General features: G+C 62.7%; 20 protein-coding genes. 14 read left to right on the plus strand and 6 right to left on the minus strand.

Going from position 1 to position 23,891, the window contains the following annotated elements; all coding sequences use genetic code 11:
* Window position 1: 1 nt before the first annotated feature.
* The gene (locus ASE60_RS00620) at window positions 2-1,828 is read right to left on the minus strand and encodes a patatin-like phospholipase family protein (RefSeq protein WP_057247811.1); all 1,827 of its coding nucleotides are present in this window, start codon (window positions 1,826-1,828) and stop codon (window positions 2-4) included.
* 140 nt (window positions 1,829-1,968) lie between these two features.
* Between ASE60_RS00620 and recR the strand changes: the two genes are divergently transcribed.
* Complete coding sequence (gene recR / locus ASE60_RS00625; RefSeq protein ID WP_057247812.1) at window positions 1,969-2,574, plus strand: recombination mediator RecR; 606 nt, start codon at window positions 1,969-1,971, stop codon at window positions 2,572-2,574.
* A 42-nt stretch (window positions 2,575-2,616) separates the two neighbouring features.
* The gene (locus tag ASE60_RS00630) at window positions 2,617-3,855 is read left to right on the plus strand and encodes a lytic murein transglycosylase (protein WP_057247813.1); all 1,239 of its coding nucleotides are present in this window, start codon (window positions 2,617-2,619) and stop codon (window positions 3,853-3,855) included.
* 226 nt (window positions 3,856-4,081) lie between these two features.
* Here the strand turns inward: ASE60_RS00630 and ASE60_RS00635 are convergent, their stop codons facing one another.
* Entirely contained in the window at window positions 4,082-5,716 is a 1,635-nt protein-coding gene (locus tag ASE60_RS00635; protein WP_057247814.1) for an MFS transporter, read from the minus strand.
* Between the two features lie 272 nt (window positions 5,717-5,988).
* Here ASE60_RS00635 and rimP point away from each other — a divergent pair, with 272 nt between their 5' ends.
* The 11 genes from rimP to ASE60_RS00690 all read left to right on the plus strand — a co-directional run bounded on the left by rimP (window position 5,989) and on the right by ASE60_RS00690 (window position 19,725).
* On the plus strand, window positions 5,989-6,609 hold the full coding sequence (rimP, locus tag ASE60_RS00640; protein ID WP_057247815.1) for a ribosome maturation factor RimP: 621 nt from the start codon (window positions 5,989-5,991) through the stop codon (window positions 6,607-6,609).
* A 45-nt stretch (window positions 6,610-6,654) separates the two neighbouring features.
* A complete protein-coding gene (nusA, locus tag ASE60_RS00645; protein WP_057247816.1) occupies window positions 6,655-8,274 on the plus strand; it encodes a transcription termination factor NusA in 1,620 nt (539 codons plus the stop codon).
* Window positions 8,275-8,279: 5 nt separating this feature from the next.
* Window positions 8,280-8,987, plus strand: coding sequence for an RNA-binding protein (locus tag ASE60_RS00650; protein ID WP_057247817.1), 708 nt, complete (start codon window positions 8,280-8,282; stop codon window positions 8,985-8,987).
* Between the two features lie 105 nt (window positions 8,988-9,092).
* On the plus strand, window positions 9,093-11,792 hold the full coding sequence (gene infB / locus ASE60_RS00655; protein ID WP_057247818.1) for a translation initiation factor IF-2: 2,700 nt from the start codon (window positions 9,093-9,095) through the stop codon (window positions 11,790-11,792).
* A 72-nt stretch (window positions 11,793-11,864) separates the two neighbouring features.
* Window positions 11,865-12,272: a 30S ribosome-binding factor RbfA gene (rbfA, locus tag ASE60_RS00660; RefSeq protein ID WP_063893313.1), complete on the plus strand. Its 408-nt coding sequence runs from the start codon at window positions 11,865-11,867 to the stop codon at window positions 12,270-12,272.
* 8 nt (window positions 12,273-12,280) lie between these two features.
* Window positions 12,281-13,216, plus strand: coding sequence for a tRNA pseudouridine(55) synthase TruB (gene truB / locus ASE60_RS00665; protein ID WP_057247820.1), 936 nt, complete (start codon window positions 12,281-12,283; stop codon window positions 13,214-13,216).
* A gap of 192 nt (window positions 13,217-13,408) precedes the next feature.
* Complete coding sequence (locus tag ASE60_RS00670) at window positions 13,409-15,109, plus strand: sensor histidine kinase (protein ID WP_244495497.1); 1,701 nt, start codon at window positions 13,409-13,411, stop codon at window positions 15,107-15,109.
* Window positions 15,110-15,369: 260 nt separating this feature from the next.
* Entirely contained in the window at window positions 15,370-15,639 is a 270-nt protein-coding gene (gene rpsO, locus ASE60_RS00675) for a 30S ribosomal protein S15 (RefSeq protein WP_029742369.1), read from the plus strand.
* Window positions 15,640-15,990: 351 nt separating this feature from the next.
* Window positions 15,991-18,141 (plus strand): polyribonucleotide nucleotidyltransferase, encoded by a 2,151-nt coding sequence (gene pnp / locus ASE60_RS00680; RefSeq protein WP_057247822.1) that lies wholly within the window; start codon window positions 15,991-15,993, stop codon window positions 18,139-18,141.
* A gap of 81 nt (window positions 18,142-18,222) precedes the next feature.
* The gene (locus ASE60_RS00685; RefSeq protein ID WP_057247823.1) at window positions 18,223-19,239 is read left to right on the plus strand and encodes a class I SAM-dependent methyltransferase; all 1,017 of its coding nucleotides are present in this window, start codon (window positions 18,223-18,225) and stop codon (window positions 19,237-19,239) included.
* Between the two features lie 264 nt (window positions 19,240-19,503).
* On the plus strand, window positions 19,504-19,725 hold the full coding sequence (locus ASE60_RS00690) for a hypothetical protein (RefSeq protein WP_057247824.1): 222 nt from the start codon (window positions 19,504-19,506) through the stop codon (window positions 19,723-19,725).
* A 77-nt stretch (window positions 19,726-19,802) separates the two neighbouring features.
* On the opposite strand, the gene fabI is transcribed toward ASE60_RS00690, so the two are convergent.
* Genes fabI through fabA form a run of 3 tightly spaced genes read right to left on the minus strand, consistent with a single transcriptional unit; the run spans window position 19,803 to window position 22,398 of the window.
* Window positions 19,803-20,609 carry an enoyl-ACP reductase FabI gene (gene fabI, locus ASE60_RS00695; RefSeq protein WP_057247825.1) on the minus strand — a complete coding sequence of 269 codons (807 nt, stop codon included), beginning with the start codon at window positions 20,607-20,609 and terminating at the stop codon, window positions 19,803-19,805.
* A 4-nt stretch (window positions 20,610-20,613) separates the two neighbouring features.
* Window positions 20,614-21,837 (minus strand): beta-ketoacyl-ACP synthase I, encoded by a 1,224-nt coding sequence (gene fabB / locus ASE60_RS00700; protein WP_057247826.1) that lies wholly within the window; start codon window positions 21,835-21,837, stop codon window positions 20,614-20,616.
* Between the two features lie 45 nt (window positions 21,838-21,882).
* Entirely contained in the window at window positions 21,883-22,398 is a 516-nt protein-coding gene (gene fabA / locus ASE60_RS00705; RefSeq protein WP_029742379.1) for a 3-hydroxyacyl-[acyl-carrier-protein] dehydratase FabA, read from the minus strand.
* 322 nt (window positions 22,399-22,720) lie between these two features.
* On the opposite strand from fabA, the gene irrA reads away from it, so the two are divergent.
* Complete coding sequence (gene irrA, locus ASE60_RS00710) at window positions 22,721-23,143, plus strand: iron response transcriptional regulator IrrA (RefSeq protein ID WP_057247827.1); 423 nt, start codon at window positions 22,721-22,723, stop codon at window positions 23,141-23,143.
* Between the two features lie 65 nt (window positions 23,144-23,208).
* Here irrA and ASE60_RS00715 read toward each other — a convergent pair whose 3' ends face one another.
* A complete protein-coding gene (locus ASE60_RS00715) occupies window positions 23,209-23,844 on the minus strand; it encodes a trimeric intracellular cation channel family protein (RefSeq protein ID WP_057247828.1) in 636 nt (211 codons plus the stop codon).
* Window positions 23,845-23,891: the final 47 nt, after the last annotated feature.

Here is a 23,891-nt window from a genome sequence, read left to right on the forward strand (position 1 = left end):
TCTATTGATTGGGCGCCGGTGGCGTGTCCGGCCGCGGAGGGTTCGCCCCGCGTGGATTGGTATCCATGCTGGCGGTGATCCTGAGATCCACCTTCTGGCTGGAAGGTGGAGGAATCGGGCGCCGATCGAGTTCGGCGCCTATGGCTGCGAGCTTCTGGGTAAGCTCGTTCAGCGCTAGGCGATCAGCCATTGTAACGCCGACGAGGCCGGTCGGATCGTATTCCGTCAGGATCGCCGGATAGTCGATCCTGCGCTCGGTCGCCGGTTCCATGTAACGATTGGACAGCTTGCGCAGCGACTCGGAAAGTGTCGGCAGCATCGTCATCGCCCGGCGCCATCGATGTTCGTTGAAGTCGAAATTCTTGAGCACGACGTCGCCGGCCTTGCCGCCGAGCATGCTCAGGAAATTCACGGTTTCTCCATCCATGTCGAGATTGAGCCCGCCTTCCTTGGCATCGTCGAGCCTCACCTCGACAATGCGTTCGCTGTAGCCATGGAGTTGGCTCTGTAGCGTGTCCTGCCAGTTGCGGGCTGTGTCGAGGATAGCGCCGACGAACCCCAGGAGCCCCTTGACCGGATAGACTGGCGTTGCCTTGCCCTCGGCCGTCCGGCGCGGCAGGTGGACGCGGCTGCCACCTGATCCGTCCTCATCCTCTCCATGGCGCCTCGGATCGTAACTCGCCAGCGAAATACCGAAGGTCGGGCGACCGGGCAGTAGTCCGTCGAACAAATGGATCGGGAAATTGCTGGTGATGCCGCCATCGGAAAACAGGCAGCGGATATGGGTCGACGGATCGCGCCGGGCTGCCGCGCGCAGGGAATAATCGTAGCGATAGAGTGGAACGCCGCGGATCAATCCGGGGAAGCTGAGACTCATGCGGGCGATGATCGCCACCGGCAGCTTCCTTGCCGGCGGTAGCTGGTAGTAATCCCGCACGCCGTCCGGCCCTACGATGTCGCGTGGTTTGCTCTCCTTCAGGAGGTAGCTCATGATGGACGGCGGAAACAGCCTTTCGAATTCCGACTTGCGGTAATTGTGCACCCGGTCGCCAAAGGGTAGCTCGTAAGGCCGCCGCGAAGAGAGATCGGTGGTGACGCTCTTCAACGTGATCTCGTAGCGATCGAGATCGCCGATCGTCAAAGGCCGCGCTTCTCCGTCGGAGCGAACCGGGCCGGCAATGGCTTCGATCCGCTCGGCAATCCAGTTGGTGAATGCAGGTTTCTTCGCGCCCGGTTGGGTCAGGCCGCTGCATAGGCCGAAGTCGTGGGCCGGCAACACCACCGCGACCGCGCGATAGAGCTGATAGGTCAACATCGCCATCGCGCCGATCAGGACGACGAGCGCCCCCAGGATGCCAAGCGCCCAGTCGGTCGCGGCGATGCCGGCGACGATCAGCGCGAGGCCGGGGAGGGCGGCAAGAAGCAACGCCAGGTGAAAAACCCTGAGGGTCTCCAGAGCTGCCGCCACCACCTTGTTTCCCTGCGTTCGCACCATCGCCATCCCGACGCGAAAGAGCGGCGCTGTTTCCGCCGATGGCTGGAAGAAGGTCGGGAGATTGGCAGCCAGCTCCTTCGGCATCGCATCGATCAGCGCGAAGCCAGCGTTCTTTTCGTCCGCCGTTGCGGCACTTTGGCGTCGGTATTCGGCGGCCGCTGTCATGACGGCGGCAATCGCACCGGCCGATGTGCCGCCGATGTGCATGAAGCGGTAGCGGGTCGCGAGTTCGGTAATGGCGCGCGGGAAGACCACACCGGAGGTGATGCCGCCTTTCATGATCAGATCGCATTCATCGCTGGGGGCTGCATAGCGGAAAGGCGTATTGGTCATCGGAGCCTCCATCTGCTGCAATCAACAATAGATTGCGCCTTGCTCGAATGCACGCCGATTTCTCCTGTGCCCTTTGCGATGGCCCACTGCAGTGTGCGAAGTCGATTCCGTTCGGGCTCGATATGGGCTAAAAGCGCCGCATGGCAAAACGAGTCACCGGCCCCGAAATCGAAAAACTCATCCAGCTCCTGGCAAAAGTCCCGGGGCTCGGGCCGCGTTCGGCACGGCGCGCCGCCCTCCATCTCGTCAAGAAGAAGGACCAGTTGCTGGGGCCGCTCGCCGACGCGATGGGCGAGGCGCACCGCAAGGTCCGTATTTGCTCCTGCTGCGGCAATGTCGATACGATCGATCCCTGCACCGTCTGCTCCGACGAGCGTCGCGACCAGTCGGTCATCATCGTCGTCGAGGATGTTTCCGACCTCTGGGCGCTGGAGCGCGCCGGCGCGATGAACGCCGCCTATCACGTGCTTGGCGGCACGCTCTCCCCGCTCGACGGTGTCGGTCCTGAAGACCTCAACATCAAAGGACTTGTCCAGCGCGTCGCCAATGGCGGCGTCCGCGAACTGATCATCGCCGTGAATGCGACGGTCGAGGGCCAGACCACGGCGCACTACATCACCGACCAGCTCGAGGGCATGGAAGTGAAGATCACCCGGCTTGCCCATGGCGTGCCTGTTGGCGGTGAACTCGACTATCTCGACGAGGGCACGCTGGCCGCCGCCCTTCGCGCCCGCACGTCGATCTGACGCTATTTTCGAACGCCGCGATCCAACCGATAGGGAAGCCTTATGCTGAGACTTCTTTCACTTTCGACCTTGTTGCTCTGTGGCTGGCTGGGGTTCGCGCATGCCGCGACGAAGGCGGATGTCGAGGCGGAGTTTCGCGCCTGGCTCCAGAGCGATCTCTGGCCGGAAGCGCAGAAGGCTGGCATTTCCGCCGGTTCATTCAAGGCCGCCTTCGCCGACGTGAAGCTCAACTGGGACCTGCCGGATCTGGCGCCTCCCGGCTTCCCGAAGCCGAAAGAGCAGAAGCAGAGCCAGGCGGAGTTTTCCTCGCCCGGCAGCTACTTCTCGGAGAAGCGCCTGCAAGGACTGGCGGCAACCGGCCGCAGCCTTGCCTCCACCCATGCGTCGACCCTGAAGAAGATCGAACGCACCTATGGCGTTCCGGCCTCGGTGGTCGTGGCGATCTGGGGCCGTGAGTCCGGCTTCGGCCGTGCCAAGATCCCCTATCCGGTCGTTGATGTGCTGGCGACCAAGGCCTTCATGTCGTCGCGCCCCGACCTTTTCAGACGCGAGCTGATCGCGGCGCTGCACATTCTCGACAGCGGCGACGTCGACGAGACGGCGATGCGCGGTTCCTGGGCCGGCGCCATGGGCCAGCCGCAGTTCATGCCGTCGAGCTTCCTGCAATATGCGGTCGATTTCGACGGCGACGGCCGCCGCGACATCTGGAATTCGGTGCCGGACAGCCTGGCGTCGATCGCCAACTATCTCGTCAAGAAGGGCTGGCAGCGCGGCCGCGACTGGGGCTTCGAGGTGTCGATTCCCGACGCTGTCTCCTGCGCACAGGAAGGCCCGGACCTCGCACGGCCGATTTCGGACTGGGCCAACAAGGGCATCACGCGGATTTCCGGCAAGGCCTTCCCGTCGCATGAACTGTCGGCGTCGTCGATGATGCTGGTGCCGGCCGGCCGGCATGGGCCGGAATTCATCGTCACGCCGAACTTCTATGTACTCAAGGAATACAACAACTCCGACCTCTATGCGCTGTTCATCGGCAATCTCGCCGACCGCATCGCCACCGGCGGCGGTGCGTTCCGCGGGAGCTGGGGCGACGTCGGCAACATGCTGCGCTCGGACGTTCTCGCCATGCAGAAGGCGCTCGTCGCCAAGGGCTATGACGTCGGCAAGGTCGACGGCCTTCCCGGCTACAAGACGCGCCGCTCGCTTGGCGACTGGCAGGCAAAGAGCGGGCTTGCCGCCACCTGCTTCCCCGATGCCTCGCTGAAGGCGAAGCTGCGCTAAGGCAATTTCCAACCAGAGGCGTCGACGCTCTCTCAAGCTGAACCGCTGAACCGAAAGAGGCCCTGCGTGACGGGGCCTCTTTCGTTGCATTGGTCGATGTCAGCGTTGGGGGCGACAACGGCATTTAGAGCAATTCCAGGAAAAGTGTGAAACGGCTTTCCGTCCGGAATTGCGTAATTTCAAAGACTTAGATCACTTCAGTGTTTCGATGAAACAATGAAATGATCTAGTGCATGTCGACATCGACCTGGCGTTTGTAGCGCTCGTAATGCGTCGGCACGATCGTCTGGCGTTCGATCATCCGGTGCACGCGCGGTGGTGCCGCACCGCTGTGCAGTGCCGTCAGCTTGTCGCCGACGGCGGCGTCGGCCTGGGTGCGCCGCTGGTTGTGGCGCACATATTCGACCCAGGTCGGCACGTGATAGGTCTCGGTCCAGGTCGTCGGGTTCTCGAGGTCGCGCATCAGCGCCCAGTGGCCCGCACCGTCGCGGATGCGGATGCGCCGGCGTTCCGCCATGGTCGTGAGGAACTCGGGGATATCGTCGTCCGCGATCTCGTAATCGATCATGATGACGATGGGGCCGCTGCGCGGCTTCAGGTCCAGTTCGAGCGGCGGTTCGTTGAAGCGGTTGAGCGGATCAAGATTGAGCGAAGTGAACTCCGGCAGGGGCAGCCGGAAGCCGACCACGACGCCAGCGAACATCAGCAGACAGGAGCCCATCAGCGCATTGGCGGCACCATATTGTTCGGCCGCCGTGCCCCAGAGCCAGCTGCCGCCAGCAATGCCGCCGAAGGTCATAGTCTGGTAGAGCGATAGCGCCCGGCCAACGACCCAGCGCGGTGTCGAGAGCTGTACTGTCGTGTTGAACAGCGACAGCGCCAGCACCCAACAGGCGCCGGAGACGAGCAGCACGAGACAGCTGAGCCACGCATAGGTGCTCCAGGCCGTGATCGCGGCGCTGGCGGCAAAACCGGTGAAGGCGATGCGCACGATCGCCTCGCTCGACAGCTTCTCCCTCAATCGCGCACTGAGCAGCGCCCCGCCGATCGCGCCGAGGCCGAAGGCGCCGAGCATCAGGCCGTAGGTGAGCGGCCCGCCTTGAACGAGGTCGCGGGCGACGAGCGGCAAGAGTGCGAGGATCGCGCTTGCCGAAAGACCGAAGAGAAAACCGCGCAGCAGAACCTTGCCGATGTTCGGCGACATCGCGACATAGCGCAGGCCCGCGGATATGGCGCGGCCGAGCGTCTCACGCGGCAAGGTGTTCGTCGGCACTTCCCGCCGCCAGCGCACCAGCGCAAAGAGGATCGCGAAATAGCTGAGCGTATTGGCGAAGAAGGCGGCGGCAGCCCCCGCCGCGGCGACGATCGCGCCGCCGATCGCCGGGCCGACGCTGCGGGTGATGTTGAAGCCCATGCTGTTGAGCGCGACTGCCGCCGGCAGGTCGTCGCGCGGGACCATGTCGCCGACCGAGGCCTGCCAGGATGGGTTGTTGAGCGCCGTGCCGCAGCCGATGAGGAAGGTGAAGAGCAGGAGCAGCCAGGGCGTGATCAGTCCGACATAGGCGCAGATGGTCAGAAGCGCCGAGACGGAGAGCATGAAACACTGCGCCACCAGCATGATCCGCCGCCGATCGAAATTATCGGCAAGCGCGCCCGAGATGAGCGAGAAGAGCATGATCGGCAGCGAGGTCGAGGCCTGCACCAGTGCCACCATGTTTGCCGACGGTGAGATCGAGGTCATCAGCCAGGCGGCGCCGACCGATTGGATGAGGCCGCCGAAGTTGGATGCGAGGCTCGCGATCCAGATCGTGCGGAAGATGTCGTGCTTAAAGGGTGCAAGCGGCGAATTACGGTGGGGCACCTCGTCTTCTCTCTTGTCCTTGATTGTCGTCTCGAAGCGGTTCTATCCCTGTTATAGGCCCGAGGACGCGAAGTGCCACCCGCTGAAATTGACCTTGTTGTCGAAGATCGTCGTCTGCGAGCGGATCGGCGCATTTGGAGCGCACGGCCCAATGCCTTGCAATTTGCGGCGATGAAGCGTATATGAGCCTCAAATTCTTGATCGGTAGATGAAGAGTGGGCCCGTCAGGACCCGCTCTTTTTTATTAGCCGGTCCGATGAGGAGATGATCGTTTGTCCGATACGACAACGGCTGAAAATGCAAATGAACCGCGCCTGATCACCGAAACCGGTCTCGACCAGCGCATCGCCGACATCATCGAGCCGGTCATCGTGCCGATGGGTTACCGCCTGGTGCGCGTGCGCATGTCCGGCCAGAACGGCCTGACGTTGCAGATCATGGCCGAGCGCAACGACGGCACCATGACCGTCGAAGACTGCGAAGAGATCTCCAAGGCCATTTCGCCGGTGCTCGATGTGGAAGATCCGATCGACAAGGCGTATCATCTCGAAGTGTCGTCGGCCGGCATCGACCGTCCCATGGTGCGCAAGTCCGACTTCTTCCGCTGGCAGGGGCACCTGCTGAAATGCGAGACGTCGGTTCTGGTCGATGGCCGCAAGCGGTTCCGCGGCAAGATCGTTTCCGTCGATGACGATGGTTTCCGGCTTGAGCGCGACCAGCCCGCGTACGGCGAGGAACCTGTCGTCGTCATCCCGTTCACCACGCTTGCCGAAGCGCGGCTGATCCTGACCGACGATCTGATCCGTGATGCGCTGACGGCCGACAAGAAGGCGAAGGCCGAGCGCGCCGCGAACGAGAATTTCGAAGACGAAGATTCACCTATTGAGGAATAAGTCGGGCGGAGCGTGAAGCCCCCTGCAACCCAACGGAGATAAGACATGGCAGTCAGTGCTAACCGGCTCGAGCTTCTGCAGATCGCGGATGCCGTCGCGCGTGAAAAGGTGATCGACCGCGAGATCGTTCTGGCCGCAATGGCCGATGCGATCCAGAAGGCCGCCCGCTCGCGCTATGGGTCGGAATCGAACATCCGCGCCGACATCAACTCGAAGACCGGTGAAATCCGCCTGCAGCGTCTTCTGGAAGTGGTCGAAAAGGCTGACGACTATTCCACGCAGATCCCGCTCGAGCTTGCTCGCGATCGCAATCCGGACGCCAAGCTCGGCGATTTCATCGCCGACCCGCTGCCGCCGATGGACTTCGGCCGCATCGCCGCCCAGTCTGCCAAGCAGGTCATCGTCCAGAAGGTTCGCGAAGCCGAGCGTGATCGCCAGTTCGACGAATTCAAGGATCGCGTCGGCGAGATCGTCAACGGCACGGTCAAGCGCGTCGAATACGGCAACGTCATCGTCGACCTCGGCCGTGGCGAAGGCATCATCCGCCGCGACGAGATGATCCCGCGCGAAAACATGCGCTACGGCGACCGCGTCCGCGCCTTCGTCTACGACGTTCGCCGCGAACAGCGCGGCCCGCAGATCTTCCTGTCGCGTACCCATCCGCAGTTCATGGTGAAGCTCTTCACCATGGAAGTGCCTGAGATCTACGACGGCATCATCCAGATCAAGTCGGTTGCCCGTGACCCGGGTTCGCGCGCCAAGATCGCCGTTGTCTCCAACGACTCGTCGATCGACCCGGTCGGCGCCTGCGTCGGTATGCGCGGTTCGCGCGTTCAGGCCGTCGTCGGCGAACTGCAGGGCGAAAAGATCGACATCATTCCGTGGTCGCAGGATCCGGCATCGTTCATCGTCAACGCGCTGCAGCCGGCGGAAGTGGCCAAGGTCGTTCTCGACGAAGATGCGGAGCGCATCGAAGTGGTCGTTCCGGACGAGCAGCTTTCGCTCGCCATCGGCCGTCGCGGCCAGAACGTTCGCCTCGCCTCGCAGCTGACCGGCTGGGACATCGACATCCTCACCGAACAGGAAGAGAGCGAGCGTCGCCAGAAGGAATTCACCGAGCGCACCAACCTGTTCATGGACGCGCTCGACGTCGACGAAATGGTCGGCCAGGTTCTGGCGTCCGAAGGCTTTGCCGCCGTCGAGGAGCTTGCCTATGTCGACCTCGACGAAATCTCGTCGATCGACGGCTTCGACGAGGAGACCGCTACCGAAATCCAGACCCGTGCGCGCGAATTCCTCGACAAGCTCGAAGCGGAAATGGATGCCAAGCGCAAGGAACTCGGCGTTGCCGACGAGCTGCGCTCGATCGACGGCCTGACGAGCCAGATGCTCGTTGCGCTCGGCGAAGAAGGCATCAAGACGATCGAAGACTTTGCCGGCTGCGCCGCTGACGACCTCGTCGGCTGGAGCGAACGCAAGGACGGCGAGACCAAGCGCTTCGAGGGCACCTTCTCGAAGTTCGACGTTTCGCGCGCCGAAGCCGAAGCCATGATCGTTCAGGCCCGCCTCGCGGCCGGCTGGATCACGGAAGAGGACCTGGCAAGCGATGAGGTCGAAGGCGAAGAGCCGATCGACGTTGCCGAAGGCGCCGAGCAGGACGCTTAAGGACGATGACCGCCTCTGATGATGCCGACAGCCTGCCTTCGGACACATTGCCCTTGGATGGGGGCCCGAAGGATCGGAGCGGCAGCACGCGGACGTGCATCGTCACCCGCGAAAGCGGTTCGCCGGATGAGTTGATCCGCTTCGTTGCCGGGCCCGACGGTCGCGTCGTTCCCGATCTGAAGCGTCAGCTTCCGGGACGCGGCTGCTGGGTGAAGGCCGAGCGGGCGCTCGTTGAAAAGGCGGTGGCGAAGAAGTTCTTCGCCCGCGCCCTGAAGGCGGACGTCAAGGCCGACGCGACGCTCGCCGACGACGTCGACCGGCTGCTCGCCGAGCAGTTGGCCGGCATGATGAACATGGCGCGCAAGGCGGCCCAGTTCATCTCCGGCGCGACGAAGACGGAGCAGGCCGTGCGCGGTCTTGCAGCGCTTGCCGTGTTCCATGCGGCCGATGCTGCAGCCGACGGTGTGCGGAAGATAGACCAGGCCCGCAAGGCGATGAGCTTCGTGGCCGACGATGAAATGGAAATACCTTCGTTCCGTCCCTTCACCGGGGCGGAAATGGAGGGCCTTTTAGGAAGTAATGCTTTTATCCATGCCGCAGCGCTTGCAGGGCAGGCGGGTGAGGGTGTAGTGAAGCGCGCAATCATGCTCGAAAAGTACCGAGGATCCGTCCCGGTCCGGGCCGACGGCGGCGCTGGCAAGCCACAGCAATGACCCGCGTCACCAGCACAGTCTGGCATCGCGTACATTGTTTGAGACAATTTGGAAGACAGGGTCAGGTGATACGCATCCGGCCCTGATCGCTAGGAACGGAACGGAATGACCGACAACAACGACGACAAGACAGGCAGCGCAGCAGGCAAGAAGACGCTGACCCTGAAACCCCACGGGGTTTCGCAGGGGACCGTGCGTCAGGACATGGGCCGTGGCCGCACCAAGGCGGTCGTGGTCGAAACCAAGAAACGCCCCTTCCATCGCCCCAAGGACGAGCGTCCGATCACGCCGGTCGCCGCGGCTCCCGCAGCACGCCCGGTCGAACAGCGTCCGGCTCAGCCGCAGCCTTCCGGCCGCCCGGCCCCGCAGCCGCAGCAGCACTCGACGCGCCAGGAAGCCAATCAGGCCAACCGTCCGCGTGTGGGTGTCGTTCTGAACCAGCTTTCCGCCGGTGAGATCGATGCGCGCCGCCGTGCTCTCGCCGAAGCGCAGATCCGCGATGCCGAAGAAGCGGTCATCCGCGCCGAGAACGAAGCACGCCGCAAGCGCGAGGAAGAAGCCCGTCTCCTTCAGGAGAAGGAAGAGGCCGCACGCCGCGCCGCTGAAGAAGCGGCCCGCCCGGCTGTCGAGCCTGAAGCAAAGGCCGAAGAGGTTGTCGAAGAGCGCCCCGTGGCAGCTCGCGCACCGGCTTCCACTGAGCGTCGCGTCGACAACCGCCCGCAGGCTGCACGGCCTGCTGAAGCGGCAACTGGACTTCCGACCCCGGCTCCGGCCGGCGCTCTGCGCGGCCGTAAGGTCGACAACGAAAAGGATGACGATCGTGGTCCGCGTTCGGGCGCAGGCCCGGCACGCGGCAAGGTCGTGCGTCCCGAGCCTGCCAAGGTTCCTGCCCGCCCGAAGGCCGACGACGGTCGTCGCCAGGGCAAGCTGACGCTGACCGCTGCCGTCGACGAGGATGGCGGCCAGCGCGCCCGTTCGCTGTCGGCCATGCGTCGCCGCCAGGAGAAGTTTAAGCGCAGCCAGATGCAGGAAACCCGCGAGAAGATCTCGCGCGAAGTCATCCTGCCTGAGACCATCACCATTCAGGAACTGTCGCAGCGCATGTCTGAACGCGCCGTCGACGTCATCAAGTACCTGATGAAGGAAGGCCAGATGATGAAGCCCGGCGATCTGATCGACGCCGATATGGCTGAACTCATCGCCGGCGAATTCGGCCACACGGTCAAGCGCGTCTCGGAATCCGACGTCGAGGAAGGCATCTTCAACGTGACCGATTCCGACGAGGAACTGCTGCCGCGTCCGCCGATCGTCACGATCATGGGGCACGTCGACCACGGCAAGACCTCGCTGCTCGATGCGATCCGCCACGCCAACGTGGTGGCCGGCGAAGCTGGTGGCATCACCCAGCACATCGGCGCCTATCAGGTCGAGCAGAACGGCAACAAGATCACCTTCATCGACACCCCCGGCCACGCGGCGTTCACCGCCATGCGTGCCCGCGGTGCCCAGGCGACCGACATCGCGATCCTGGTGGTTGCGGCCGACGACAGCGTGATGCCGCAGACGATCGAATCGATCAACCACGCCAAGGCGGCCGGTGTTCCGATCATCGTGGCGATCAACAAGGTCGACAAGCCGTCGGCAAATCCGCAGAAGGTTCGCACCGAGCTGCTGCAGCACGAAGTCTTTGTCGAATCCATGGGCGGTGAAGTCCTCGACGTGGAAGTCTCCGCGAAGAACGGCACCAACCTCGACAAGCTGCTGGAAGCGATCCTGCTGCAGTCCGAAATCCTCGACTTGCGCGCCAATCCGAACCGGACGGCCGAAGGTACGGTGGTTGAAGCCGAGCTTGACCGTGGTCGCGGTGCGGTTGCAACCGTCCTCGTCCAGAAGGGCACGCTGCGTCCTGGCCAGATCATCGTCGCCGGCGACCAGTGGGGCCGTGTGCGCGCTCTGGTCAACGACAAGGGTGAACACGTCAAGGAAGCCGGTCCGTCGATGCCGGTCGAGGTTCTCGGCCTGTCCGGAACACCGGCTGCCGGCGACAAGTTCGCCGTCGTCGAGAACGAAAGCCGCGCCCGCGAGATCTCCGAGTACCGCCAGCGGCTCGCCCGTGAGAAGCAGGTTGCCCGTCAGTCCGGCTCGCGCGGCTCGCTCGAGCAGATGATGACCCAGCTCCAGACCTCCGGTCTCAAGGAGTTCCCGCTGGTCATCAAGGGCGACGTGCAGGGTTCGATCGAAGCGATCGCCGGTGCTCTCGACAAGCTCGGAACCGACGAAGTGCGTGCCCGCATCGTGCATTCGGGTGCCGGTGGTATCACCGAGTCCGACATCTCGCTCGCCGAGGCGTCGAACGCAGCGATCATCGGCTTCAACGTCCGCGCCAACGCGCAGGCCCGTTCGGCCGCCGAGCGCGCCGGCATCGAGATCCGCTACTACAACATCATCTACGATCTGGTGGATGACGTGAAGGCGGCGATGTCGGGTCTGCTCTCGCCGGAGCGCCGCGAAACCTTCCTCGGCAACGCCGAGATCCTGGAGGTGTTCAACATCACCAAGGTCGGCAAGGTCGCGGGTTGCCGCGTCACCGAAGGCAAGGTCGAGCGTGGCGTCGGCGTCCGTCTGGTTCGCGACAACGTCGTTATCCACGAAGGCAAGCTCAAGACCCTCAAGCGCTTCAAGGACGAAGTCTCGGAAGTCAACGTCGGTCAGGAGTGCGGTATGGCCTTCGAGAACTACGAAGACATCCGCGCCGGCGATACGATCGAGTGCTTCCGCGTAGAGCACATCACGCGGACGCTTTAAGAACCGTCCGATTAGAGATTATGCGGGCGCCGGGTTGTCCTTCGGCGCTCGCATTTTTTTGAGGTACCGTCCATGACCAAAGCCACATCCTCTGCCCCTTCACAGCGCATGCTGCGCGTCGGCGAACAGGTGCGCGCTGCCATCACCCAGGTTCTGCAGCGCGGCGAGGTCCGCGATCCCGTGATCGAGAAGACCGTCATCGCGATCTCGGAAGTGCGCATGTCGCCGGATCTGAAGATCGCCACGGCCTATGTCACGCCGCTCGGCGTGCCCAACCATGACGAAGTCATCGACGCGCTGAACCGCAATGCCAAGTACATCCGCGGCCGCCTCGGCCCCCAGCTTCGGCAGATGAAATACATGCCCGACGTTCGTTTCCGCGACGATACGAGCTTCGACAACTACAAGAAGATCGATGAGCTGCTGCGTTCGCCGGAAGTCAGCCGCGATCTCGACCAGTCCAGCGAAGACGAAGAATAGTAGATTTCATGTCCAAACCGCGTAAGCCCAAGGGCCGCCCGATCTCGGGCTGGCTGATCCTCGACAAGCCGCTCGACTTCGGCTCCACTGAAGCCGTCTCGAAGATCAAGTGGCTGTTCAAGGCCCAAAAGGCCGGCCATGCCGGCACGCTCGACCCGTTGGCCTCCGGTATGCTGCCGATTGCACTCGGTGATGCGACGAAGACCGTTCCTTACGTGATGGACGGCCGCAAGATCTACGAATTCACCGTTGCCTGGGGCGAGGAACGCTCGACCGACGATCTCGAAGGCGAGGTTACGCATTCCTCGACCGAACGACCGAACGAAGAGGCGATCCGCGCGCTGCTGCCGAAATATACCGGCGTCATCAGCCAGGTGCCGCCGCAGTTCTCTGCGATCAAGATCGATGGCGAGCGTGCCTACGACCTCGCCCGCGATGGCGAAACGGTCGAAATTCCGGCTCGTGAAGTCGAGGTGCACCGGCTGACGCTCTTGGGTGCCGCTCCCAATCTCGCGCATTTCGAAATCGAGTGCGGCAAGGGCACCTATGTGCGTTCGCTCGCGCGTGACATGGGCCGCGATCTCGGTTGTTTCGGCCACATCGCCTCGCTGCGCCGCACCTTTGTCGCACCGTTTGGTGAAGAGGACATGGTGCCGCTCGCCGATCTGGTGGCGCTGGAGAAAATCGAGAGCGACGAAGAACGCCTGGCGGCGCTCGACGCCTATCTGATCGAGACCGGTGAAGCGCTTTCCAACCTTCCGCATGTTGCCGTCAACGATGATCAGGCGCACCGCCTGAGAATGGGCAATCCCATCATCCTGCGCGGGCGCGATGCGCCGCTTGCGACGCCTGAAGCCTATGCGACGGCACGCGGCAAGCTGGTCGCCATCGGTGAGATCGCCGAGGGTGAGTTCCGCCCGAAGCGTGTTTTCGCCACCGGCTAAGCGCCCGGAAGCGTTTGCCTTTGCCCCATCCTTGACGCATGATCCCCGGCATGGGCTTCCAATCCATCCGAGGTGATTCCGTTTCCGTCCCGTGCTCCGGAGCCGACTGCCGATCGCACCGACTCTTGCGGCGCGCGCCGAAAGCGGCTGTGTGCCGGCGCGGAACGAAGAAGGGCGACTGAGGTGACGGGCGTGCTGGACGAAGAAAAGCGGAAGGCTGCGAACGGTCTGGCGACGATCGTCGATCTCGTTCGTCATCGCCTGACCCGGCCGTTCAGTTTTTATCTGACGTCGCTGCTCCTGGTGGCCATCGTTCCGGCCTTCATCTTTTCGCTCGTGGTGCTGAAGCGCAGCGTCGACCAGCAGGAACAGGTGATCACGGCGCTGCTGCAGGCTTCGACCGGGTCGGTGACGCGCATCGTCGAACGTGACATCGAGGGCATGCTGACGACGCTCAAGGTGCTGTCGACATCACAAGAGATCGAAGACGGCAATATGGAGGCCTTCTACCGCAGGGCCGCCACGGCGCTCGCCGAAACGGACTCCTACCTGATCGTCATCGACCGCAAGCACAACCAGCGGCTCAACACCAGGGTGCCTTTCGGTGCGCAACTCAGCAAAGCCTCGGATACGGGCTCGGTCGAGCGGGCCTTCACCAACAATGGTGCGCCGCTCGTTTCCAACGTCTTCTTTGGCCAGACCGCGGGAAAGTGGGTTTTCAACGTCTATCTGCCGGCGAAATTGGCGACCGGTGAGGAGTATCTGCTGACGCTGACGCAAAACGCCGAGAACATGGCCAAGGCCGTCAACCGCGACACGCTTTCTCCCGGTTGGAACGCGGCACTCGTCGATGGCGCAGGCAAGGTCATCATCTCGTCGGATGCGGCCGTCAAGGCCGGGGAACCATTCTTCCTCGACAAGGTGCCGGCGATCAGCATCGGTGTCCGCAACATCAAGGAAAACGGCACTAAATATCGCGTCGCGACCGAGTTTTCCGTCGTCACGGGATGGCGGATCATCGCCTGGGCGCCTAGCGCGACCGTCGATGCACCGGCCGTCTGGTCGTTCCTGTGGCTGTCGCTCGGCGGCATCCTTTTCGCGGGCATCGCGATTGCCGGCTCGCTGGCGATTGCGCGGCTGTTGTCGCAGGGCGTCAAGCTCGTGGCGCAGGATGCCCGCCGTCTCGGCGCCGGCGAACGGATCGAATCGCGCCCGCACATGATCTCGGAGGTCGAGCAGGTCTCGGCAGCGCTCGCACGGGCAGCGGCGGCGCGCGGCAAGGCCGAAAACGAGATCCGCTTCCTCATGCGCGAGGTGGCGCATCGCTCGAAGAACCAACTGACGGTGATCCAGTCGATGCTCAACCAATCGGTCTATTCGGCCGAGAGCGCGTCGGACTTCGCCGACAGCTTCCGCAAGCGCATTGCCGGGCTCGCGCGCTCCACCGACCTGATGATCACCAACGCCGCGCAAGGGGTCGATTTCCGCGAGCTCGCCCAGAACCAGTTGCAGCCGTTTACACCTGACGACCCGAAGCGCGTGATCTTCTCCGGCCCGGCTCTGAGGCTCGACACGCAGATCGCCCAGACCCTCGGCATGGCCCTGCACGAACTCGCAACCAACGCCACCAAATACGGCGCGCTCGCCAACACCACCGGGGTCGTCAAGCTGAGCTGGTCGCTGGAGGATGAAGGCATTGCCATTCGCTGGCGGGAGGAGGGCGCGGATCTCGCCGACAAGCCCTCCGATCCGATCCGCAAGGGCTTCGGAACACTGGTGCTGGAGCGCATGCTCGGCATGGCGCTGAACGCCGCGCTGGAGCGGGTGATGCATGCCGATGGCATCGAGTGGCGGATCACCATTCCGCGCGAGGCGAAGGACGAAGATTCGTGAATGCGGATGGGCCCCTTTAAAAACGGCGCGAAGGTCGGCCGGAGCGTCGATCGCGACCGTCGGAAATCGGCCGCGACCGACAAGCTTCCGAGGCCCTCCGGAAGCCCATCGGGGTGCAGGTCCATGACCCTTTCCTTTTTCATCCAATTCGTTTATAGGCACGCCAGCAAAAGGCGCATGCCCGTTGCATTCACGGCCGCAGCTGGACGACATCCCGGCTGACGGCGTCCCTAAATCCTCGAAATCGAAAGGATCATCCGATGTCGATTGCTGCAGAGCGTAAGGCTCAGCTCATCAAGGAATTTGCAACCGTTGAAGGCGACACCGGTTCTCCGGAAGTCCAGGTTGCTATCCTGACGGAACGGATCAACAACCTGACCGAACACTTCAAGGGCCACAAGAAGGATAACCATTCCCGCCGTGGTCTGCTCGCAATGGTTTCCAGCCGTCGTTCGCTCCTCGACTATCTGAAGAAGAAAGACGAAGCGCGCTACACCAAGCTGATCGGTGCCCTGGGCATCCGTCGCTAAGCGACTTATCCGGCGGGTCTTTGCGGCCCGCCGGCTTTTTTATGGAGCGTTCAACGCTCAAGCAATGATCTCTCCGGCCGCTTAGGAAGCGTGGTACCAGGAGAGAATCCAGCGAACCGGATGGGCCGGTATCGCGGATCAACCGATGGCCCGTCATGGGGCAGGATTGCAGGATGCTTCGGCTCTGCTTGCCGGAACGCCGCAGATAAGCGGCGCGGTGAAGCGGAAACAAGCCGATTTCAAGCGTGAAGCCTCCCGTTGTCTTGCCCGTGATGCGCCATTTCATGCGGCCCCTCGACCACCCGCGCTGCAACAGCCGCGGAAAGGTCCGCCGCACATGAAGGACAGAACATGTTCGATACCCACAAGGTTGAAATCGAATGGGCTGGGCGTCCGCTCAAGCTCGAAACCGGCAAGGTCGCCCGTCAGGCTGACGGCGCCGTCATCGCCACCTACGGCGAAACCGTCGTTCTCGCCACCGTCGTTTCGGCCAAGTCGCCGAAGCCGGGCCAGGACTTCTTCCCGCTGACCGTCAACTACCAGGAAAAGACCTACGCTGCCGGCAAGATCCCGGGTGGTTACTTCAAGCGCGAAGGCCGTCCGAGCGAGAACGAAACGCTCGTTTCGCGCCTGATCGACCGTCCGATCCGTCCGCTTTTCCCCGATGGCTACAAGAACGATACCCAGGTCATCGTCACGGTCATGCAGCATGACCTCGAAAACAACCCCGACGTTCTGTCGATGGTTGCCGCTTCCGCAGCGCTGACGCTGTCGGGCGTCCCGTTCATGGGCCCGATCGGCGGCGCGCGCGTCGGCTACATCAACGGCCAGTACGTGCTGAACCCGCATCTCGACGAGATGGACGAATCGACGCTCGACCTCGTTGTCGCCGGCACCCAGGAAGCGGTGCTGATGGTCGAATCGGAAGCCAAGGAACTGGCTGAAGACGTCATGCTCGGCGCCGTCGTCTTCGGTCAGAAGGGCTTCCAGCCGGTCATCGACGCGATCATCAAGCTCGCTGAAGTCGCTGCCAAGGAGCCGCGCGAATTCGAACCGGAAGATCATTCCGCGCTGGAAGCCGAAATGCTCGGCATGGCCGAAGCCGAACTGCGCGACGCCTACAAGATCACCGAAAAGGCTGCCCGCTACGCTGCCGTCGATGCCGTCAAGGCGAAGGTAAAGGCACACTTCTTCCCGGAAGGTGCGGAGCCCAAGTACACCGCTGAAGTCATCGGCGCCGTCTTCAAGCACCTGCAGGCCAAGATCGTTCGCTGGAACATCCTCGACACCAAGAGCCGTATCGACGGCCGCGATCTGGAAACCGTTCGTCCGATCGTCTCGGAAGTCGGCCTTCTGCCGCGTACCCACGGTTCGGCGCTCTTCACCCGCGGTGAGACGCAGGCGATCGTCGTTGCCACGCTCGGCACCGGTGAAGACGAACAGTATGTCGACAGCCTGACCGGCATGTACAAAGAACGCTTCATGCTGCACTACAACTTCCCGCCCTTCTCGGTCGGCGAAACCGGTCGCATGGGCTCCCCGGGCCGTCGCGAAATCGGTCACGGCAAGCTCGCCTGGCGCGCTATTCGCCCGATGCTGCCGGAGGCCGAGCAGTTCCCCTACACACTGCGTGTCGTATCCGAGATCACCGAATCCAACGGCTCGTCGTCGATGGCGACGGTTTGCGGCACCTCGCTCGCTCTCATGGACGCCGGCGTTCCGCTGGCAAAGCCGGTTGCCGGTATCGCCATGGGCCTGATCAAGGAAGATGAGCGCTTCGCCGTTCTCTCCGACATCCTCGGCGACGAAGACCACCTCGGCGACATGGACTTCAAGGTCGCCGGTACCGACGCTGGTATCACCTCGCTCCAGATGGACATCAAGATCGAGGGCATCACCGAAGAGATCATGGGCATTGCGCTCAACCAGGCCAAGGGTGGCCGTCTCCACATCCTCGGCGAAATGGCCAAGGCCATTTCCGAAAGCCGTGGCCAGCTCGGCGAGTTCGCTCCGCGCATCGAAGTCATGAACATCCCGGTCGACAAGATCCGTGAAGTCATCGGCTCCGGCGGCAAGGTCATCCGCGAAATCGTCGAGAAGACCGGCGCGAAGATCAACATCGAAGACGACGGCACCGTGAAGATCGCCTCCTCGTCCGGCAAGGAAATCGAAGCGGCCCGCAAGTGGATCCACTCGATCGTCGCCGAGCCGGAAGTTGGCCAGATCTATGAAGGTACCGTTGTGAAGACCGCCGACTTCGGCGCCTTCGTCAACTTCTTCGGCGCCCGCGATGGCCTCGTCCACATCTCGCAGCTCGCTTCCGAGCGCGTTGCCAAGACGACCGACGTCGTCAAGGAAGGCGACAAGGTCTGGGTCAAGCTCATGGGCTTCGACGAGCGCGGCAAGGTTCGCCTGTCGATGAAGGTTGTCGACCAGGCCACCGGCAAAGAAGTCGCTGCCGAGAAGTCTGAGAAGAAGGGCGACGGCGAAGCCGCCGAATAAGCGAGCTTCACCCGAATGCATTCGGGGCGCGGGGCGGAACGCTCCGCGCCCCTTTCTTGTAGGAAGATGACGGATAGACCGATGAGCCGAGATGCGTTGAAGACCCTGTTTTACCCGTTCGATAGCGGTGTGATCGACCCGCCGGGCGAAGGCGAGCGTGTTCTCTTTCTCGGCGCCGAGGCGGGCTACAGGCTGCCCAAGGGCTTCGAAGCCTCGATCGCCGCCGTTCAGCCGCTGCGGCCGCTCTATCGCGCCCTGGAGGCCATGCGCGCCGATGTGACGCCTGAGATCACCGGCGAGGACTACGACGTCACGCTGGTGCTCTGTGGCAAGCATAAGGGCGAGAATGAGGACCGGATCGCCGAGGCGCTGAAGCGCACCCGCGAGGGCGGCCTGATCGTCGTTGCCGGCGGCAAGGAAGACGGCATCCAGTCGCTGAAGAAGCGGATCGCCAAGTTCGAATGGGACGGCGATCATCTGCCGAAATATCACGGCGTCGCCTTCTGGTTCACCCGTCCCGAAGACGTCACCGACGCGGTGCACAAGCTCGCCAAGGTGCCGGTGCGCGTCGATGGCCTGTTCGAGGCTTCGCCGGGCATGTTCTCACACGACCGCATCGACGCGGGTTCGGAACTGCTCGCTTCGCGTCTGCCGAACGACTTCCACGGCCATGCCGCCGATTTCGGAGCCGGCTGGGGCTATCTCGCCGTCAAGCTCGCTGAAGCCTCGCCGGGCCTCAAGGGCGTCGATCTCTTCGAAGCCGACCATGAGTCGCTCGAAGCTGCCCGCGTCAACATGATGGCAAACGTGCCGTCGACGCCGGCGCGCTTCCACTGGTTCGACCTGACGAGCGAAGAGCCGCGCGACAAGTATGATCTCATCGTCATGAATCCGCCCTTCCATGAGGCCCACGCCGCCGAGCCGGCGCTTGGCATTGCCATCATCAAGACGGCGCTGAAGGCGCTGAAGCAGGGCGGAAAGCTGATGCTGGTCGCCAACCGCGGCCTGCCCTACGAGCAGGTACTGGCCGAGAATTCCAAGGAATACGGCGAAACCTGCCGCAACGCCCGCTTCAAGGTGCTCTGGGCGAAGCGCTGAAGACCATCAAGGATTAAGCAAGGAGCCGGGCCAATCGCCCGGCTTTTTTCGTTCCGGGTCTACAGCGCCGCGCGTCTTATCAGACGCGCAAAGGTCGCTGTAGCACTTTGATTTTCTGCATGTCTTCGTCCTTAAATCGAGGTCGATTTAAGGAGACATGCAGTAGCGCCCCGGCCAACGGGCAGCGACAGTTTGCCTGTTGCCATCGCCCCTGTTCGGGCTCACCATGACGCCGTCGGTATTTCTCGTCGGAGGATGAGTGCCATGACGTGGGGAGTGAACAGGCCGCCTTTGACCGAGGATGCGGCCGAGGCTGTTGCCAAGGACATAAAGCATGCCGAGGGACATGGAGCGACCTCCGAGGTACCCATGTCGTTCCTGAAGAGCCTCTATCACCTGCCGCTGGAGCCGGGGCGGCGCACGCATACGGGGTTCATCGCGCTGGCGATCGTCGTCGCCGTGCTCGCACTCTTTCTATTTCCCTGAGCGGCTCATGAATGACAAAGCCCGCGGATCGAGGCCGATCCGCGGGCTTTGTTCCGTTTTCCGGTCGGTTGAGGGTGTTACTCGACGTCGGCCGTCCGCAACGTGTCGAGCGCCGGCATCGAGGTGATGTTGTAGCCGGAATCGACGTAGTGGATTTCGCCGGTGACGCCGCGCGACAGGTCCGAGAGCAGGTAGAGCGCGGAATTGCCGACGTCGTCGATGGTGACAGTACGACGCAGCGGCGAATTCTTCTGCTGCCAGGAGAGCATCGCCCGGGCGTCGGAAATACCGGCGCCGGCAAGGGTGCGGATCGGGCCGGCGGAGATCGCGTTGACGCGAATGCCGCGCACGCCGTAGTCGGCCGCGAGGTAACGCACGGAAGCCTCGAGCGCCGCCTTGGCAACGCCCATGACGTTGTAGTTCGGCATGACGCGCATCGAGCCGCCATAGGTCAGCGTCAGCATCGAGCCGCCATCATTCATCAGCTCGGCAGCACGCTTGGCGATTTCGGTGAAGGAGAAGCAGGAGATCACCATCGTGCGGCTGAAATTGTCGCGCGAGGTGTCGGCATAGAGGCCCTTCAGCTCGTTCTTGTCCGAAAAGCCGATGGCATGCACGATGAAGTCGAGATTGCCCCAGCGTTCCTTGATCGCATCGATCACGGCATCGACGGACGCAATGTCTTCGACATCGCAAGGCAGCAGGAAGTCCGAGCCGAGCTCGGCGGCGAGCGGCTTGACACGCTTGCCCAGCGCCTCGCCCTGGTAGGTGAAGGCGAGTTCCGCCCCTTGCGCCGCAAGCGCCTTGGAAATGCCCCAGGCAATGGAATGGCTGTTGGCCACACCCATGATGAGGCCACGCTTTCCGGTCATCAGTCCCGTCATGGTGTTATCCGTTGTAGCGCTGGAAGACGAGCGTCGCATTGGTGCCGCCGAAGCCGAAGGAGTTCGACAGAACCGTATCGATCTTGGCATTGTCGATGCGTTTGCGAACGATCGGAACGCCGTCGAATTCGGGGTCGAGTTCGGTGATATGCGCGCTTTCGCCGATGAAGCCGGCCTGCATCATCAGGAGGCCGTAGATCGATTCCTGCACGCCGGCAGCACCCAGCGAGTGGCCGGTCAGCGACTTGGTCGACTGGATGTGCGGCATCTTGCTGCCGAACACTTCGCGGATCGCGCCGATTTCCTTGCTGTCGCCAACCGGCGTCGAGGTGCCGTGCGTGTTGATGTAGTCGACATCGCCCTTCACCGTCGAAAGCGCCTGGCGCATGCAGCGGATTGCGCCTTCGCCCGAGGGAGCCACCATGTCGTAGCCGTCGGAGGTCGCGCCGTAGCCGACGATTTCGGCGTAGATCTTCGCACCGCGGGCCTTGGCGTGTTCCAGTTCTTCGAGAACGAGAACGCCGGCACCGCCGGCAATGACGAAACCGTCGCGGTTGACGTCATAGGCACGGGACGCGGTCGCCGGCGTCTCGTTGTATTTCGAGGACATGGCGCCCATGGCGTCGAAGAGGTTGGACATCGTCCAGTCAAGATCTTCATGGCCGCCGGCAAACATCACGTCCTGCTTGCCCCACTGGATCATCTCAGCGGCGTTGCCGATGCAGTGCGCCGAGGTCGAGCAGGCCGAGGAGATCGAGTAGTTGACGCCGTGGATCTGGAACCAGGTGGCGAGCGTTGCGGATGCCGTGGACGACATCGCCTTCGGAACGGCGAACGGGCCGATGCGCTTCGGGCTCACATTCTTGCGGGTGATGTCGGCCGCTTCGACGATCGTGCGGGTGGACGGACCGCCCGAGCCCATGATGATGCCGGTGCGTTCGTTGCGGGCAACGACGGTTTCTTCGAGGCCGGAGTCGGCGATTGCCTGTTTCATCGCCACGTGGTTCCAGGCGCCGCCCTGCGACAGGAAGCGCATGGCGCGACGGTCGACGAGCTCGGTCGGATCGAGCGACGGGGCGCCCCAGACCTGGCACTTGAAGCCGTTCTCCGCGAAATCGGGAGAAAACGTGATGCCCGACTTTGCATCGCGCAGCGACGCCGTGACTTCGTCCGCGTTGTTTCCGATCGAGGAAACGATGCCGAGGCCCGTGACAACAACCCGTCTCATGATACTGACCTTTTCTTTATTTCGTTCGGTGCAGGCAGGCCTGGACTACTCGGCCTTATCCTTGGACAGACCGACGCGCAGGTCGGTTGCCTGATAGATAGTCTCTCCATCGGCCTTCAGCCAGCCGTCGGCGGTGCCAAGCACGAGCCGGCCGCGCATGACGCGCTTGAAGTCGATGCCGTATTCGAGAAGCTTGGTGTGGGGACGAACCATGCCCTTGAACTTCACTTCGCCGGTGGAAAGCGCCATGCCGCGGCCAGGCTCGCCGAGCCAGCCCAGGTAGAAGCCGGTCAATTGCCACATGCCGTCGAGGCCGAGGCAGCCCGGCATGATCGGATTGCCCTGGAAGTGGCAGGGAAAATACCAGTCATCGGGGCGCACGTCGTATTCGGCGCGCAGATAACCCTTGTCAAAGGCACCACCCGTTTCGGAAATCTCGGTGATGCGATGAACCATCAGCATCGGCGGCAGCGGCAGCTGCGCGTTGCCAGGGCCAAACAACTCGCCACGGCCGCAGGCCAGGATTTCCTCGTAGCTGAAGCTGGATTGTCTGGTGGTCATGAATGGATGCTTCCCCGAATGACTTAACGTGTTGTCCGATCTGCTTTAGAGCAAGTTCGGCTTGAAATGAAGCGTGGCGAACCCGAACCTTCTCGTTTCCGGCCAGGTTACCGCCGCCTCAGATGGCATTTTCGTTCCGCCGTCGCTTACAGGATCAATGTGGGCGCGACCAGAGTTAATTGCCAGCCTTCCCCGAGTTTGACCGGTTTTTCGGGCTTTGCAACGCATGTTTGACCGAGAATCTATTGAAAGCGCGGGGCGCAAAAGTTATATCGCAACGGAAGTATTGTGAATTTCGCCGGGATACATGGAACGACCCTTGATGACGAAAGCAACAGAAGTGAGTTCGGAAGAAAGGCTGCGTCACTCAGGCCTGCGTCCGACCCGTCAGCGCGTTGCCCTCGCCGATCTGATCTTTGCCAAGGGTGACCGTCACCTGACCGTCGAGGAACTGCACGAGGAGGCTGTCATGGCCGGGGTGCCTGTTTCGCTCGCAACCGTCTACAATACGCTGCACCAGTTCACCGAGGCCGGCATGATCCGTGTCCTGGCGGTGGAAAGCGCCAAGACCTATTTCGACACCAACGTGTCGGATCACCATCATTTCTTCGTCGAGGGCCAGAACGAGGTACTCGATATCCCCGTCAGCAACATCCAGATCGACAATCTCCCGGAACCGCCCGAGGGCATGGAGATTGCGCATGTCGACGTGGTGATCCGCCTGCGCCGCAAGAACGGCCGCTGATCCGACCGAGGTCGATCATCAAGATAAATTGATTGCAGATCTTGCGTCTGTCGGCGTGTGAGCCTTCACATCACGTCGTCGGGATCGCGACCCGGCAACGCCTTGCCCGTCGGCAGGGTCCAGCCAAACTTGAGCGCGCCGCCGCGCACGGCAAAGGCGGAGAGAACACCCAGTGTCGACGTTGCCACAAGCGGCAGGCCCGCGACCGTTGCAAGCACGAAGGCGCCGGCGCCGACGAGCGCCGCCGTAACATAGATTTCCGGCCTCAGAAGCACGGAAGGCTCGCCGGCGAGCATATCGCGTAAGACCCCGCCGAAGGTGGCGGTCAGCATGCCGGTGACAAGTGCCACCGTCGCCGAGCCGGTGGCAGCATACCCCTTCGCAGCGCCCATGACGCAATAGGCTGAAAGGCCGATCGCATCGAGCCAGACGAGCACCCGGTAGCGCGAGCCGAAGAGATGGGCGGTGAAGAAGAGGATGACCGCCACGGTGGCGCAGACCAGAAGATAGGTCGGGTTGGTGACCCAGAAGACCGGTGTCGCGCCCAAAACGACATCGCGCATCGTGCCGCCGCCGATCCCGGTCACCGAGGCGAGGAAGAGATAGCCGATGATGTCGAGCTGCTTGCGTGACGCCGACAGCGCTCCGGTCGCTGCGAAGACGGCCACACCGGCGTAGTCGAGAATTTCGAGGATCGGCATGGGTGCTCCGGGCAAGATTCGGCGGTTCGCTTTGAAGCTGGGCTATC

It is taken from the genome of Ensifer sp. Root278, assembly GCF_001429285.1.
Lineage (GTDB): Bacteria > Pseudomonadota > Alphaproteobacteria > Rhizobiales > Rhizobiaceae > Ensifer.